Genomic DNA, 14073 nt, shown 5'->3' with positions numbered 1-14073 from the left:
TGCTCGGCCTCTTCAAGGCCAAGCCGTGCTCCCCGTCCTCGCGCTTCGCGCTGCGGGCGGGTCCGCGCGGTGCTGCGCAGCCTTGAAGAGGCCTGCGCGCGACGGTGTGGGACGGGGGTCCCGGCGATTGGGCCGTCGGGCGGAGGAATCATCATGCTGAGGATCTACGAAGTCGTTTTGGTCATGGCGGGGGACGCGGCAAGCATTGCAGAACGGATTGAGCGAAAGGATTCGGATCTGGCGCGGCAAATGCGCAGGGCCATGCATAGCGTCGCGTTGAACGCGGCAGAAGGCATGGGCAACCACGCCGGAAACAAGCGACAGCGCTACTCCTCCGCACTCGGGTCGGCAAGGGAGGTGCTGGCCTGCGTCCAGGTCGCCCAGGCTATGCGCTATATCGGCACCGTCGATGCAAAGGTCCTCGACCGAATGGACCACGTCATCGCCACCCTCACCCGCCTCGTCTACCGCCGCGCATCCTGAACCGGTAGGGCGGGCCGTCCCCTCCACAGGCGGCCCGCCCATTCCAATGGCCTACGAAATCGAAGGCCGCTCGATGCTGGAAATCGCCCGCGCGCTCCGCCTCCGCCGCCTGCCGGACGGCTCGTGGGGTTAGGTCCGCGGGCGCTTTTTAAGGTTCCTCTGGAATGTACTGTACACACAGCGCCATCGGCGTGTCCTGCGTCGGGAATGCACAGCACCATACATCGCGGCCGTGACAATCCTGCTGCGAGCAGCAGTATCTCGACTGCCAGCGAGATTGACCTCGGAATGCAAAGCCCGGTAAGGTTTCCTTGCCATGCGAAACCAACACAGTACGCGCACGAAATGGGCAGAGCTGTGCCGCTCGAATGAGTTCAGCGGGAGGTGGGTGGCGCTCGAAAATGTCGAGTACAAGCCCGGCTCGATCGAGCCGCACGAAGGCGACGTGGTCGACAGGGATACGGATATCGGCCTGCTGTGCAGCCGGATGAGAGAGTCCGAACGCAAGGAATGCGTGATTCTACACTGCGGCGACGACGGCGCGCCATGATCCAGGCCGCCCGTGCGCGCGCCCCCGGAGCGCGCCCTCCTCGGGCGCATTTACCTCGAACACCGCGATTTCCTGCGTCGTTTCCTTCTCTCTCCCGAATCCCTCGGCATCCAAACGAAGACCGCCTATGCCCGCCTGCAGCTCGCCCGGGAGCACTTGAAGACGCTCGCGCTCGGGTGATGCGATTGCGTTTGCGCCTCCGACTGCGCGTACGCGCCTCCGCACGCGCCTCCGCACGCGCCTCCGCACGCGCCTCCGCCTCCGCCTCCGCCTCCGCCTCCGCCGCAGATTCCGGGCGCCATGACTCGCAGGCTGGTTTGTTTTTCTTACGCGCCATCATACGCGCTGCGTAGGATGCGTCGTGATTCGAACCGGATATGCGGGCGTCCTCTCCCTGGTGACCGCGTGCGGCGGGGCGCCTTCGCAAAACGCGTCCTCGCGCAGCGCGCCGGCGGAGCCCGACGTGGCCGCTGCGCGCGCGCCGTCCGCGAATGGCGGCGCGACGGCGACGGTGAGCCGTCGCGCTGACGAACGCGGGGACGACGGCTTCGTCGATCCGGACACCTTGCCGCCCGGCGCGCGCCTCCGTCTCGGCTCGCTGAGGTACGGCGTCAATGCCACGAGCGTCGCGGTGACGCCGGAAGGACGCGCGCTCGCGTTCGACGACGATCGCGAGGCGCTCGTCGAGGTGCGCGAGGACGGTTTCATCCGACCCACACCCCTCCCGTACGCCCCTCAGGTGCTCGCCGTCGACGCGGCGGGCCGGCTGCTCGCCGGTACGCCGCAGGGGATCTGGGCCGGTGAGGTCCAACAGTCGAGGCGCATCGCGGAGACGTCCTGCGCGACGCCAGCAGCGGCCTCGCCGAGCGGCGCGCGTATCGCCTGCACGGGCGACGGTCGTTCGACCGTCGTGGTCGCCGGTCCCGATGGCACGCGGACCTTCGTCATCCGCGGCGAAGTCGGCGCGCTCGCCGTCACCGACGACGGCGTCGTCGCGCTACGTCGGGGCGCGGCCTGCGAACTCTTTGACGCGCGCGGCGTCCTGGTCACCGAACTCGGCTGCGAGGAACACGCGGTGCTCGCCGCTCGGCCGGGCGGCGGCTTCCTGCTCGTCGAGAGGGAGACGCTGAGGATGATCGACCGTGACGGGCGCAACCGTGGACGCGTGCCCCTGCCGCCCGACCTCGCGTCGGTCGCGGCGACGGCCTCTCCTTCGGGACGCTGGCTCGGCATCGTCGGTCTCGGCAAGAGCGGCATCGGTAGCGGCAAGGGTGTCGTGGTGGATCTCGCGGAGGGGCGCGCCGGGGCGCCATTCCCCGTCGTCAATGGCGCGCGTGCGCTCGCCTTTGCGCGCGATGAGGGCTCCGTCGTCATTCAGGGCATCGCGCTGCAAGGGCTGCGCGTCCCGAGCGGCGAGCGGGTGTGGGGGGCGACCGGGCCAAACGAGAACGTGTGGGCGCTCGCGCTCGGTCCCCGCCGTGTCTTCGCGCTGCACGACGCCGACATTGCCGTGTACGACGTCGCTGGCGCCCTTTTGGCGCGCGTCCCGGCGCCGCCGCCCACACGGAAGGCCGTGCTCGCCGCGCTCTCGGACGACGTGGTGCGCCTCGGCGCATACGGGACGTGGACCGTGCTCGACGTCGCGTCGGGCCGCACGTTGTGCGAAACGAAGATCGGCGGCACGTGTCCCGGACTCCGAATGCCACCGGAACGCGACGAGCGTCGGGGTGTGCCGAAGACGCTCCGCGCGCTCCGCGCGACCAGCGATGCGTACGGATCCTGGACGCTGCCTGCAGGAGCCGCCGGCCTCGCGGTACCGCACTCGCTCGAGGCAATGCGCGGGGGGCGCGCGATCGATGTCCTCACCCTCCGTGAAAAGGGCAATCCCGGCGCGTTCCGCCTGCTGGTCGTCGACAAGGCGACGAGCGCGCCTCGCCAGACGTGGACGCTGCCGCCGGGCGTGCATCTCGACGGGGTCGAGCTCTCCAGCGACGACCGCGTCGTTGTCATTGCACAGCGCCAGAGCGTCCTGGTCTACGAGCCTTGAGGGGTCGATCTTCGCATTCCGAGGAAGTTCCTGCGCGGCGATACGATGTAGCTCATCCGGGTCGCGCTGGTCGGCCTCGACCTTATCGGGCTCGCGGCCTCGCACTGCGGCGTCGAGCACGATCGCCAGCATCGAAATGAAAATCGCGCGGCCTTCGCTTGCATCCTCCTTCTCGCATCGCCAGCCAGAACGCAGGGGGAGTATTGGATCATGGTAGCAGCGGGCGTTGACAGCGGTATCCCGGCAATCGGTGTTCTCCCTTGGGGCACGCATTTTTGCCAGTTCTATGATTCACAGCGGGATCTCGCCGACGCGCTCGTTCCCTATTTCCTCGCGGGCATCCGTGGGAACGCGCAGTGTGTCTGGGTCACGGCCGATCCGCTCCGCGCCTACCAGGCGCGCGACCTGCTCAGGGCGGCCGTGCCCAACATCGACGCGCTCGAGCGCAGTGGTCAGCTCGAGATCATCGATTATCGCGACTGGTACCTGAAGACCGGGGGGCTCAAAACCGAGACCCTCCATAAGATGTGGATCGAGCGGCAAGACATCGCGCTCCGGAATGGCTATTCGGGGCTGCGGGCGAGCGGAAACACGTCCTTTCTCGAAGTATGCGACTGGAAGAGCTTCGCCGACTACGAGGCGAAGCTGACCGGGGCGTTTCGGGGGCACCAGATCGTCGGCCTCTGCGCTTACTCCCTCGGCCGATGCAACTCCGACAGCGTCATCGGCGTCGTGCGGAGCCATCAGTTCGCGCTCACCCGACGCGCCGACCAATGGGAGCTCATCGAGAGCTCGTCGCTCAAGCTCGCCAAAGAGGAGCTTCGCCAGCTCAACGAGGAGCTCGAGGAGCGCGTCCGCCAGCGCACGGCGCAACTCGAGGAGGCGCTGCGAATGCGAGAAGACTTCATCTCGGTCGCCTCCCACGAGCTGAAGACGCCGCTCACCTCGCTGCAGCTCTATATCGAGAGCCTGCTGCGGGCCGGCGCGAAAGGGACATGCTCGGCGGGGCAGCTCGCCGAGCGGCTGATGAAGGCCAAGGCGGAGTGCGGCAGGCTGGAGAAACTCGTGAATTATCTCCTCGACTTCTCGCGCGCCTTGTCCGGTCAGCTCGCGCTCACGCCCGAGGAGGTGGACCTCTCCGACATCGCACGAATGACCGCCGAGCGTTTCTCCGAGAACCTGGACAAGGCAGGCTGCACGCTCTCGCTGCGCGCCGACGCGCCGATCACGGGCATCTGGGACCGGCTGCGGGTCGAGCAGGTGCTGGTGAACATCCTTTCGAATGCAATCAAGTATGCGCCTGGAGCGCCGATCGAAGTCACCGTGACCGAAGAGGACGGGCATGCCGTCGTGTCGGTGCGCGACCATGGCCCCGGGATCGCACCGCAGGATCAGGGCCGGATCTTCGATCGATTCGTCCAGCTCTCCCCGACGGAGCACCACCGCGGCGGGTTCGGCCTTGGGCTCTGGATCGTGCGCAAGATCGTGGACGCGTTCCGTGGCACGCTCGACCTCGAGAGCAAGCCTGGAGCAGGGTCGACCTTCCGCGTGACGCTGCCGCGCGTTCCGGTGGAATCGGATTGACCCGCAGGGCAGCCCGCCGTCGAGGAGGATTGCGTGTTCGACGACCAACAGAATGTCGAGGCCCTGGAGACGCTCCTCGTGGACGAGGGGTATCACGTGGTGACGGCTTGTAATGGGCGCGCGGCGCTCTCGTATCTCGCGGAGAACGAGGCGCCCTGCGTCATTTTGCTCGACATGATGATGCCCATCATGGATGGTTTCGGGTTCCTCGCGGAGCAACGCCAGCATCCGGCGCTTTCGAGGATTCCCGTCGTCGTCCTGACGGCCGGAGCGAACAGCAATCGCGTCCGCGCGCTCTGCCCGAACGGGTTCTTGAGCAAGCCGGTCGACGTCGACGCGCTGCTCGCGTTCCTCGAGGAGTATTGTTAACTTTCTTCGGTGTCTTCTTTGAACAATGCTCGAAAAAAGCGATCACGATGCAACAAAAAGTCCCGGGTGAGGCGGTAATGCTCCGTGTCCTCGTACTGGACCGCGGCGATGCCGTTCTCCGAGAGCTCATAAAGGAGCGCATGGGGGTAGGCGAGCAGAATCGGTGAATGCGTCGCGATGATGAATTGAGCGCCTGCCTGGGCGAGCACGTGGAGGTGCCCCAGGAAGCGAAGCTGCCTCGACGGAGAGAGCGCGGCTTCGGGTTCGTCGAGGAGGTACAGACCCTCGGGGAGAAACTTCTCCTCGACGAGCGTCAGGAACGCTTCACCGTGGGATCGCTCGTGGAGCGAGCGGCCGCCGTACCACTGTTGAATACCCAGGTCCTCGATATAGGTGGCGACATTGTAGATGCTCTCGGCGCGGAGGAAAAAACCGGCCCGCTCGCGCCGCGCGTTGCGAACCGGCCGGAACGCTTGATGGAGCGCGGACTCGGAGTGGCGCGTGGCGAAGCTGAAGTTCCTCGTGCCTCCTTCCGCGTTGAACCCGAGCAGCACCGCCACGGCTTCGAGGATTGTGGACTTGCCCGAGCCGTTCTCCCCCACGAAGAACGTCACCCTGGGGTGAAACTCGAGGGTATCGAGCGAGCGAAGGGCCGGGATGCTGTAGGGATATGCGTCCGGGTCGAGGACGCGATCGCGCAGGAGCTTGACGGCGCGAAGAAAACCTTCCGGAGGAGGTCGCTTGGTGGATTTGCGTCGATTCATGTGTTCCCTCATTTGAACCGGACGCCCGAGCTCAAGGCTTCTCGGGCAGCCCTACCTCGCTGCGCCGCGGGTTGAGGAGATTTCCCCTCGCTACGATGGCCCCGGACTCCGCGAGGGCGATCAACCGGCGGGCGAAGAGACGGACATGGGTGTCGTCGAGCGGATAACGACCGAAATCGAGCGCGTCAACGATCACGCGTGCCGCCTTCTGGTACCGATAGATGACCTGCTTGAGCAGCGCCGCATCGACGGCCGCGAGACCGGCCTCACCGAGCTCCTTCGCGAGCGCGGCCTCCTCTTCGTCGGGAGTTTCGGACATGACCGGCGACGTTACAGGCGGCTCCTCCTCCTGCTCCTGCTCCTTGGGCGGCGGCACGCTTTCCCCGCACATCACCAGGAGGTCTGCTTTCGACCGGAGCTCGGTCGTCCAGAACCTATAATCATCCCGCACGTGCGAAAGGTCGGCCAGCGCTTCGGCCTTTTTGCCCAAGTGGACGAAGGCCTCGGCGCGCAGGAAGTGGAGTACCTCGCGCAAGTATTCCCATCTGGGCTCGTCACAGAGGATGAGCCCTTGACCGAAGTCGGCCACGGCGCGCTCGTGGTCGCCTGTTTGGAGCGCGTATTCGCCTCGATCGAAGAACAGCGCGGGGTCCTTGGGGTTGAGTTCTATCGCCCGCGAGATGGCTGCGATCGCGGCCGGATAATCCTTCCTTGCCTCGTGAGCGTACGCAACCGTATCCCAAGCATGCGGGTCCTCGGGATACTGCTCGACGAGCCGGATTGCATCCTCAAACCCGGTCGGATCATCCTTGCGAATACGATATTTGATGTTCCTGATCACACGGTCCAAATTTTCACTCATCAGTATCTCCTTCCCGGCCGAGGGATGTTGTTTCCATGATCGACTTCGTTACCCTTGCAAGGCTCGGAGACGAGGCCCTTCGCACAGTCCTCCACGTCCGTGTAGCCTCCCGTCATGCCGCGCCCCCATTTGCGGCCCGGGAACTTCAGCTGCTCCCTGCAATTCTTCCTTGCCTCCTCCCACTCCTTGTCGCACTGCGCCTTGGTCGGCTTCCTCTGCTTCGGCAAGGAAACCGCCGCCGCCACGACCAGGACCGCGACGCCCACCACGATCGTCACGCCGGACGCCGAGACGACCACCGGGACGAGCCGGATGAGCTGGGAGATCACCGAGACGTTCGCCAGCAGGCCTCGCGCAGGCAAGAGGCCGCCGCGCGAGATCAGCTCGTCGGGGTTCGGCGAGTACCCTGCGTCCGTCATCGTCCGCAGCGCATCCATCATGCACTGCTCGAGGCCGGCGTCGTCGAGCCGCGGGCCCTTGGGCTTCACCTCGGAGACCCGGTCGCCCCGGAGCTCGACCTGGAACTCGATCTCGTACGCGTGGCGCTGGAGCCGCCCCGCATGCTTCTCTGCGCACGCTTGAAGCGCGCGGACCGTGCTCGCCGGGAGCGACCCCTCCGTCGGGGGCTCGGGCACGGAGGCGTACTCGTCGCTCGCCCCGCATCCCATCGGCACCACGCCCACAGCCATGCACGTAGCGAACAATGCCGCCCCCACAAGCCGCCGACCCCTCGCGCCTGCCTTGCGCATGAGTTCGCCCCCCCCGCTTGCGGAGGATGCTACCCGGTCATCGAGGTGGGGTGGGAAAAACCATGCCCCCCAACCCTCGATGAGAGGACGTTCGCCCGCGAGGATACCCGGGGGGCAAAGGCGCGGGCGATGGCTCGGGGGGGCGCAGGGGACGGGAGGGAGGACCCCGGCCCCTTGCCCGAGGACGTAGGCCGGATCGTGCCGGAGCGCCTTACTTCGCGGGGGCGTCGAAGGCGAGTGATGTCGATTTCGCCTCCCACGAAAGGAGCTCGGCAAGCTGCGCTTCCAGCTTTTGCTTGATGGTCTTGAAAGCGTCGGCGCCGAATGCCACGCGCAGCGGCGGGTCCTCCATGTCGGCGAGTTCCAGCATCAAACGGGCTGCCTTGTCGGGATCCCCCGGTTGCTTCCCATGGAACTGGCCGAGGAGCTTCCGCACGTATCCTGCTGTCGCCGCATAGTCTTCGATAGGAGCGCCGTAATCCATCGACCGTCCAGCCCAGTCGGTGCGGAATGCTCCCGGCTCGATGATCACCACCCGGATTCCCAGCCCCTTGACCTCGGCCTGGAGCGCCTCCGAAAAGCCCTCGAGGGCCCACTTGCTCGCGTTGTAGATACCGAGCCCGGGGCTGCCGACCTGCCCGGCGACGCTGCTGATTTGCAGGATTCGACCCGCGCGCCGCGCTCGCATGTGCGGCAGGAAGGCGCGCGTGACGCGGAGGGCGCCGTGCAAATTGACCTCGAGCTGCCGCTGCGTCTGTTCTTCCGAGAGCTCCTCGACGGCGCCAAGGGCGCCATAGCCTGCATTGTTCACGAGGACATCGACGTGGCCGAGCGCGGCGATGGCGCCGCTCACCGCGCGCTGCACCTCGCCTTCGCGGGTCACGTCGGCCTCGAACGCGAGCGCCCGCCCGGGGGCCAGCGCCTCGAACTCCGCAAGCTGCTCGCGCCGACGCAGCGTCCCCGCGACGTGATCTCCGCGCTGCAAAGCGGCCACGGCGAGCGAACGGCCAAAGCCGGTGGAGACCCCTGTGATGAACCATCTCTTCGTCATGATCTCTCCTCGGTGATCGATGGGTGGACCATGCCGCGAGGCGGGCGCTGGCCGCCAATCGGAAGCTTGAAGTTTCTGATAGGCCGTGCCAATCAACGGGGGACCATGGAGCTCCGCCATCTCCGAGCGATCGTCGCCATCGCGGAGGAGCTGCATTTCCGGCGCGCCGCGCGCAGGCTCGCCATCACCCAGCCCACGCTGAGCGAGCAGCTCGCGCAGCTCGAGGCGGAGCTCGATGTGCGGCTCGTCGATCGCACGCGCAGGCTCGTCCGCCTGACGGAAGCCGGCGACGTGTTCGTCGCCGGGGCGCGGCGAACCCTCGCCGACCTGGATCAAACGTCGAGGGAGACGCGCGAGGCGGGGCTCAGGGCGTCGCAGCGCTTGCGCATCGGGTACAACCCGTACCTCAATCTTCCCGCCGTCGCGAAGGCGCTCGGCGTCATGGCCGAGCGGCATCCGGAGATCGAGCTCATCCTCAGCGACGTCGCCAGCGACGAGATTGCCGCAGGCCTCGTCGAGCGCACGCTGGACTTCGGTTTCACCGCGCATCGGGTCGAGCAGCCGAGCCTCGCGCGCCGCCGCGTCGCCACCGGCGTGTGGTGCGTCATCGTGCCTCGTACGCACCGGCTGGCGAAAGAGGAGCGCGTCGCGCTCGGCGATCTGGCCGAGGAGCGCCTCTTGTTCTTCGCGCGGGACCTCGGTCCGCGCATGTACGACTGGCTCATGGACCAGTGCAATCGAGCGGGTTTCGCGCCGCGCGTCGTTTACCACGTCGCGCAGCCACCCATGGGGGTGGCGCTCGTCAAAGAGGGCGTCGGCCTCCTCCTCAAGCCAATCTACAAGGGGTACGAGCTGCCGGGCGACCTTTCGGCCGTGCGCGTCGATGAGCTCACCGCCGATGTCCACATCGACGCTGTCTGGCGCGCGAACGAAAAATCGCCGTCCCTGCGGGCATTTCTCGCGGCGCTGCCTTTGCGTAGATGACCGGCTGGTAAAGTTCGTACGTCAGGCCGGAGGCCCATTCCCGTTCAGCGCGCCTCCCCGCACTCGAACGCCTCCTTTTGCGCCACAAGCCACGCCCGCGCGGACACCTCGTCATCGAAGAAACCGGAGACGTACTTCTCGCCGTGGATGAAGTTCGTTGCCCGATTCCACATGTTGACGAAGACCCGCAGGCTGAAGCCGGCGCCGATGTATGCCGTGAAATACCGCTTTGCGGGCTTGGGGTTCGTCGCGCCGAGGCGCCGCGTCTCGCTGTCCATCCCCCCGAATGCGCGAATGTCGCAGATCAGGAGCACGACGTCGGGCACGTTCGAAAGATCCTCCGTCGCGAGAATCTCGCGCATCTCGGTGTACGAGACGCGGCCGCGGTAGATCATGGTGGACACGTCGTCATCCCCGTAGATGAGCGAGTGTCGCCCGATCTCATGGGTCCTCATGCCGTCCATGCCTCCGCCGCGCTCGAACGCGTTCCCGAGAGGTCGTTGTGGGAGAGCCGCGGCTTCGGTTGCATGCACGGTGCGATGGTCGCTTCCGCCCACGACGATGTCAACACGTTCGGCAGACCCATGGCGCGCTCGAGACGCCAATCATGGATTTTTCTGCGCTCTCGCGAGGGCGCTCAATGGGGGCCGATGCTCCCGTGACCGTTGCGCAGCACGTCATCGACGGCGTCGCTGCAATGGATATGGGCTGCGCGGTGGCCGGCCCGGATCAATGATGCGAGGATTGCGCGCCGCGCGAGCACGGCGCGCAATCCCACGGGCATCCGTTTCGCCGTTTCAGTTGCAGGAATAGCCGGCGACGGATTCGACTTTGCCCACGCAGACGCTGTCCCAGCTCGTGCTGCAGCAGTAAGCATCGTTGTTGCAGACGGCCGTCACGATGCCCAGCGAATCGCAGCCCTTGGTGAGCTTGGTGCCGGACGTGCACACGTTATGCGCGCACGAGCCCTTGTAACACGCGTCGCTGCCGCCGATGGTATACACCTCTTCCACGCATTGGCTGTCCCAGGTCGTGGTGCAGCAATAGGCGTCGGTGGCGCAGACAGTCTGGACGACCGAGTCACAGTTCGACGCCAGCGCCGCGCCGGCGACGCACTTGTCATGCGCGCACGTGCCGGACGGCGGCGGCGGCGGAGGCGGCGGCGGCGGCGGAGGCGGCGGCGGCGGGGACCCGGAGGCGCGGTACGTGTCCCACTGGCTCTGCATACGGGTGATCTGGCCCGCCGAGAACGTGTTCATGCACGCGTCATCGGTGTAATCCATGAAGTTCTTGATCGGGTCCAGCCCGCCGCCGGAGCAGGTGTCGCGGTTCGTCGGACAGCCGCTGGCCGCAGAGGCCTCGGGCGGCGTGTCCGAGACCGAGTCGCCCGGCGACGCGCAGCCGCCCTGGAACGTGTGGTAGAGGCCGAGCCAGTGGCCGACCTCGTGCGTGCCGGTGTCGCCCTCGTTGTAGGGCGTCGAGGTCCCGCCGGGGACAGAGGAGTAGAGGAGCACGACGCCGTCGTCGCTGGGCGCGCCGCTGTACCACGAGGGGAACGTCGCCCAGCCGAGCAGGCCGCCGCCGGGGTTCGCCGTGTAGATGTTGAGCGCGTTCGCGCCGCCCTTGCGGAGCGCGGTCTTGGCGTTTGTCTCGGTCGTCGTGTCCGGGGCCATCGTGTACCAGGTCGCGTTCGTCGTCCGGTCGACGGACATGAGCTGGAACTTGAACCCGGCGCTCGCGTACGCGGCGTTGAGCACCGCGATCTGCGAGTCGATCTGGCTCTGCGGGACGTCGCCGTTCGCGACGCCCGTGCCCTTGTTGATCACGTGGAAGTAGACGGGGATCGTGACCGGGCCGGTGAAGGCGTTCGCCGGACGCACCACCTTGATTTGCTCGAACTCGGCTTCGACGCGCAGCAGCTCGTCTGCGGGGAGGTTCTTGACGCCACACGCGCGCCCGGGAAGCGTGGCCGGATCGATGAAATTGTCGTCGATGTTCCCTTCCGCGCCGTCGGGCGCCTCCACGGCGCAACCGGCGCCCATCGAAGCAGCTCCGAAGAACAGGCCCCCAAGGGCCACCATGTGATGGACTCGTTTCATGAAATCCCTCCTTCTTCAGGGAAGCGACAGGCGGGAAAACTATCAGACCCGTGCGGGTCGCATCAACGGAAGCCGGCGTCCGGCGCATAGATGATCGATTGGCGCCGCGCGTCATGCGTGGAATTTTTCAGGAGGGGCGGCGAGATAGGGGGGCGTGGGCCTTCGGACATCAAAACGGCAACGGCAGCGTCGCGAGGAGCGGCGCAATGCCGATCCACGCGGCGGCGGCCGCGAGCACGTCGAGCGCAGCCGCGTCGAGGCGTTCCTCGGCGCGGCGCCTCCGCACCGCGAGCCAACCAGCGAGCAGCATGCCCAGACAACCCACGACAAGCCACCCGCGCGCGGGGCTCACGGCGTCAGCGATGTCGTTCGTGGTGACGTGAATGAGCGTTCCTCCACGAAACGCGAATCGGTGCGAGCCGTCGTCGATGGTGATGAAATCGTGCGCCGCGTCGCGCCGGAGGGTCACCGCGGCGCTCCGCTCGACGAGGTTCTGGCAGGTCCGCTGGCCGCCGATGCTGAATTCGCACAGGCTTCCCAGGACATTGCAAGATCGCTCGATGGAGAGCCCATCCACGTGGTCCTTGTAAACGTCCAGGATCGCGGGAAATTTGCTCACACGGTAGTCGAGCACCTCCGTGGGTTTGCCCAGCGCAGGCGGGAGGAGGCCCGCTTCCGGAAGCGAAGGAAGATACGTGTCGGCCGCTGGATACCGCGCCGCGTGGACGAACCCGTGGACGAGCAGCGCCGCGGCGAGCGCCATGGACGCGAGGCTTCCGGCGCGGAGAACGAGGCCTCCCCCCGCGCGAATGCGTCGAGAAAAGGAAACACGCGCGCGGACGAGCAAGAGGGGGACGAGCGCGCCGAGCGCGCCGACGAGGGGAAACGTGAACGGCGCGAGGAAGGCGAACCATCCATCCGGTTGCTGGAATGGCCAGAAGGCCAGGCCCGCGAGGTCCCAATCGCCGAGGCAATAGCTACAAGCGCAGCCGAGCGGCGCGGACGTGATGCGCGCATCCATGCCGAGCTTCGCGGCGAACACGAGGAGAGGCGCTGTCGCGAGCAGGCCGAAGGCGGTGACGATGCGCCGGCCTTTCGCGCGGCTCAGGACGACGACGAGCGCGAGGGCCACGAGGGAGCCGCCGAGGACGTGGATCCAGGCTGGCGGAGCGGCAAAGGAGGTCACGAGGAGTCCCACGCCGACGAGCGCGAGCTTCGCGACGAAAAGGAATGCGGCGCGGAGCTTCGAGCGGGGGGGAGCGGCGGACATCGAGGGCCCGGGGACCTTACCACCGGTTGTCTCGCGCGCGCGGACCTCGTAGCCTGTCGCGCCATGGCGCGCCGATGCTCGTGGTTCTGGGTCGCTCTCGTGGCCTTCGGGGTCGTCTCCTGCTCCCGCTCCGACAATGCCTCGCGCGAAGGAGCCGCCGCAGCCTCCGCGAGCGCGGCCCCGCCGCCCCTGACCCCTTCCGTCCGGACGAATCCGCCCGAGGTCGAAGTGTCCCACGTGGAGCTGCTCGACGCCTACGAGGCGAGCGCGGCGCGCGCGGACGAGCGATTCAAAGGCAAACACGTGCTCGTCCGAGGCAAGCTCGGCGAGGTCGTGAAGGACGGGGCAAACGTGGTGGTGACGATGCCCAAGGAGGCGAGGCCCGACGCGCCGTCCGTGCGGTGTTTGGTGCGGGAGAGCGAGGCGGCCGAGGTCGCGGCGCTCAAGGCCGAGGATTCACTCGACGTGGTGGGCAAGGTCGTGAAATTCGACAAACACGTCGAGCTCGAAGGGTGCGTGGTGAACACGCAGATCAAGGCCTGCCGGGTCGTGACGAAGGCGCTCGGGCGCGGGACGTGCGAGCAGGACCGCGAGGAGCTCGGCGCGCGCCTCGTGCTCGGCGCGGAGCAAGCAGCGCTCGTGTGCGGGAGCCCGGCCGGCTTCGAGGCCTGGCGCGCGAAGACGGCGAGCTTGCCGGCGCAGGAGCGCGCGGGGCGCATGATCAGCGTGGATACGACCGCGTGCCACCTGACCTACGAGGGCCTGACGCCGCGGCTCGCGGTGGAGTTCTCCTCGGCGCTCGCGCGCATGCGCTGGGAGAATGACGTGCCGAGCCTCGCACCGTGAAACCTCGAAATGGGCGGCATTCCGATCGGAATGCCGCTTCCGCTTCCGCGTCCGCTCGAGCTTCCGCCGCCGCTGCCCCGTGCTACATCCGGCAACGATGACCCGCGCGCCCGAAGGATCTGCCCCCATCGCCGAGGACGAGGTCCGCTCGCTCGCTCGCCTCGCCAACCTCGATCTCCCGGACGCCGAGATCCGACGTTTGACCGGGGATCTCGGCCGTATCCTCGCGTACGTCCAGCAGCTCGAAGAGCTCGACGTGACGGGAATCGAGCCGACGGCGCATGTCGAGCTCGGTCGCGCGCCGCTCCGCGCGGACGAGCCGCACGAGAGCCTGCCGCACGAGGTCGCGCTCCGCGAGGCGCCGCGGACGTCGATGGATGGGTTCGCGGTGCCGGGCTTCGTGGAAGAGGATTGA

At 67.1% G+C, this 14073-nt stretch carries 16 protein-coding genes; 9 read left to right on the top strand and 7 right to left on the bottom strand.

The window, feature by feature from the left end; translation table 11 throughout:
• The first annotated feature begins 153 nt into the window (after positions 1-153).
• From KEG38_RS48965 to KEG38_RS48940, 6 genes are all read left to right on the top strand, one after another.
• Positions 154-483 (top strand): four helix bundle protein, encoded by a 330-nt coding sequence (locus tag KEG38_RS48965; protein WP_272427863.1) that lies wholly within the window; start codon positions 154-156, stop codon positions 481-483.
• Positions 484-799: 316 nt separating this feature from the next.
• The gene (locus KEG38_RS48960; protein WP_272427862.1) at positions 800-1033 is read left to right on the top strand and encodes a hypothetical protein; all 234 of its coding nucleotides are present in this window, start codon (positions 800-802) and stop codon (positions 1031-1033) included.
• Positions 1034-1045: 12 nt separating this feature from the next.
• A complete protein-coding gene (locus KEG38_RS48955; protein ID WP_272427861.1) occupies positions 1046-1213 on the top strand; it encodes a hypothetical protein in 168 nt (55 codons plus the stop codon).
• 181 nt (positions 1214-1394) lie between these two features.
• A complete protein-coding gene (locus tag KEG38_RS48950) occupies positions 1395-3080 on the top strand; it encodes a WD40 repeat domain-containing protein (protein ID WP_272427860.1) in 1686 nt (561 codons plus the stop codon).
• Between the two features lie 210 nt (positions 3081-3290).
• Positions 3291-4664, top strand: a complete 1374-nt coding sequence (locus tag KEG38_RS48945) for an MEDS domain-containing protein (protein WP_272427859.1) — start codon at positions 3291-3293, stop codon at positions 4662-4664.
• A gap of 33 nt (positions 4665-4697) precedes the next feature.
• Entirely contained in the window at positions 4698-5033 is a 336-nt protein-coding gene (locus KEG38_RS48940) for a response regulator (RefSeq protein ID WP_272427858.1), read from the top strand.
• Here KEG38_RS48940 and KEG38_RS48935 read toward each other — a convergent pair.
• The 4 genes from KEG38_RS48935 to KEG38_RS48920 all read right to left on the bottom strand — a co-directional run bounded on the left by KEG38_RS48935 (position 5030) and on the right by KEG38_RS48920 (position 8459).
• Positions 5030-5797 carry an AAA family ATPase gene (locus tag KEG38_RS48935; RefSeq protein WP_272427857.1) on the bottom strand — a complete coding sequence of 256 codons (768 nt, stop codon included), beginning with the start codon at positions 5795-5797 and terminating at the stop codon, positions 5030-5032. The two genes, KEG38_RS48940 and KEG38_RS48935, sit on opposite strands and share 4 nt — an antisense overlap.
• Before the next feature lie 31 nt (positions 5798-5828).
• The gene (locus KEG38_RS48930; RefSeq protein ID WP_272427866.1) at positions 5829-6638 is read right to left on the bottom strand and encodes a tetratricopeptide repeat protein; all 810 of its coding nucleotides are present in this window, start codon (positions 6636-6638) and stop codon (positions 5829-5831) included.
• Positions 6639-6658: 20 nt separating this feature from the next.
• Positions 6659-7348, bottom strand: coding sequence for a hypothetical protein (locus tag KEG38_RS48925; RefSeq protein ID WP_272427856.1), 690 nt, complete (start codon positions 7346-7348; stop codon positions 6659-6661).
• Between the two features lie 271 nt (positions 7349-7619).
• Positions 7620-8459: an oxidoreductase gene (locus tag KEG38_RS48920; RefSeq protein ID WP_272427855.1), complete on the bottom strand. Its 840-nt coding sequence runs from the start codon at positions 8457-8459 to the stop codon at positions 7620-7622.
• Positions 8460-8564: 105 nt separating this feature from the next.
• Here KEG38_RS48920 and KEG38_RS48915 point away from each other — a divergent pair, with 105 nt between their 5' ends.
• A complete protein-coding gene (locus KEG38_RS48915) occupies positions 8565-9443 on the top strand; it encodes a LysR family transcriptional regulator (protein WP_272427854.1) in 879 nt (292 codons plus the stop codon).
• 44 nt (positions 9444-9487) lie between these two features.
• On the opposite strand, the gene KEG38_RS48910 is transcribed toward KEG38_RS48915, so the two are convergent.
• From KEG38_RS48910 to KEG38_RS48900, 3 genes are all read right to left on the bottom strand, one after another.
• Positions 9488-9898, bottom strand: a complete 411-nt coding sequence (locus KEG38_RS48910; protein ID WP_272427853.1) for a hypothetical protein — start codon at positions 9896-9898, stop codon at positions 9488-9490.
• Positions 9899-10240: 342 nt separating this feature from the next.
• Positions 10241-11542: a zinc metalloprotease gene (locus KEG38_RS55280; RefSeq protein WP_276074815.1), complete on the bottom strand. Its 1302-nt coding sequence runs from the start codon at positions 11540-11542 to the stop codon at positions 10241-10243.
• A 169-nt stretch (positions 11543-11711) separates the two neighbouring features.
• On the bottom strand, positions 11712-12812 hold the full coding sequence (locus tag KEG38_RS48900) for a hypothetical protein (protein WP_272427852.1): 1101 nt from the start codon (positions 12810-12812) through the stop codon (positions 11712-11714).
• 63 nt (positions 12813-12875) lie between these two features.
• Between KEG38_RS48900 and KEG38_RS48895 the strand changes: the two genes are divergently transcribed.
• On the top strand, positions 12876-13658 hold the full coding sequence (locus KEG38_RS48895) for an OB-fold protein (RefSeq protein ID WP_272427851.1): 783 nt from the start codon (positions 12876-12878) through the stop codon (positions 13656-13658).
• Positions 13659-13755: 97 nt separating this feature from the next.
• Entirely contained in the window at positions 13756-14073 is a 318-nt protein-coding gene (gatC, locus tag KEG38_RS48890; protein ID WP_272427849.1) for an Asp-tRNA(Asn)/Glu-tRNA(Gln) amidotransferase subunit GatC, read from the top strand.

Source organism: Polyangium jinanense, assembly GCF_028435265.1.
GTDB lineage: Bacteria > Myxococcota_A > Polyangia > Polyangiales > Polyangiaceae > Polyangium > Polyangium jinanense.
Note: the sequence above shows the minus strand (reverse complement) of the source record. Positions and strands in the feature narration are given on the sequence as shown.

Bases quoted from the DNA above. Each gene is read 5' to 3' on its own strand.
- KEG38_RS48965 (WP_272427863.1), top strand. From the start codon at position 154: ATGCTGAGGATCTACGAAGTCGTTTTGGTCATGGCGGGGGACGCGGCA.
- KEG38_RS48960 (WP_272427862.1), top strand. From the start codon at position 800: ATGCGAAACCAACACAGTACGCGCACGAAATGGGCAGAGCTGTGCCGC.
- KEG38_RS48945 (WP_272427859.1), top strand. From the start codon at position 3,291: ATGGTAGCAGCGGGCGTTGACAGCGGTATCCCGGCAATCGGTGTTCTC.
- KEG38_RS48935 (WP_272427857.1), bottom strand. From the start codon at position 5,797: ATGAATCGACGCAAATCCACCAAGCGACCTCCTCCGGAAGGTTTTCTT.
- KEG38_RS48925 (WP_272427856.1), bottom strand. From the start codon at position 7,348: ATGGCTGTGGGCGTGGTGCCGATGGGATGCGGGGCGAGCGACGAGTAC.
- KEG38_RS48920 (WP_272427855.1), bottom strand. From the start codon at position 8,459: ATGACGAAGAGATGGTTCATCACAGGGGTCTCCACCGGCTTTGGCCGT.
- KEG38_RS48915 (WP_272427854.1), top strand. From the start codon at position 8,565: ATGGAGCTCCGCCATCTCCGAGCGATCGTCGCCATCGCGGAGGAGCTG.
- KEG38_RS48910 (WP_272427853.1), bottom strand. From the start codon at position 9,898: ATGAGGACCCATGAGATCGGGCGACACTCGCTCATCTACGGGGATGAC.
- KEG38_RS55280 (WP_276074815.1), bottom strand. From the start codon at position 11,542: ATGAAACGAGTCCATCACATGGTGGCCCTTGGGGGCCTGTTCTTCGGA.
- KEG38_RS48900 (WP_272427852.1), bottom strand. From the start codon at position 12,812: ATGTCCGCCGCTCCCCCCCGCTCGAAGCTCCGCGCCGCATTCCTTTTC.
- KEG38_RS48895 (WP_272427851.1), top strand. From the start codon at position 12,876: ATGGCGCGCCGATGCTCGTGGTTCTGGGTCGCTCTCGTGGCCTTCGGG.
- gatC (WP_272427849.1), top strand. From the start codon at position 13,756: ATGACCCGCGCGCCCGAAGGATCTGCCCCCATCGCCGAGGACGAGGTC.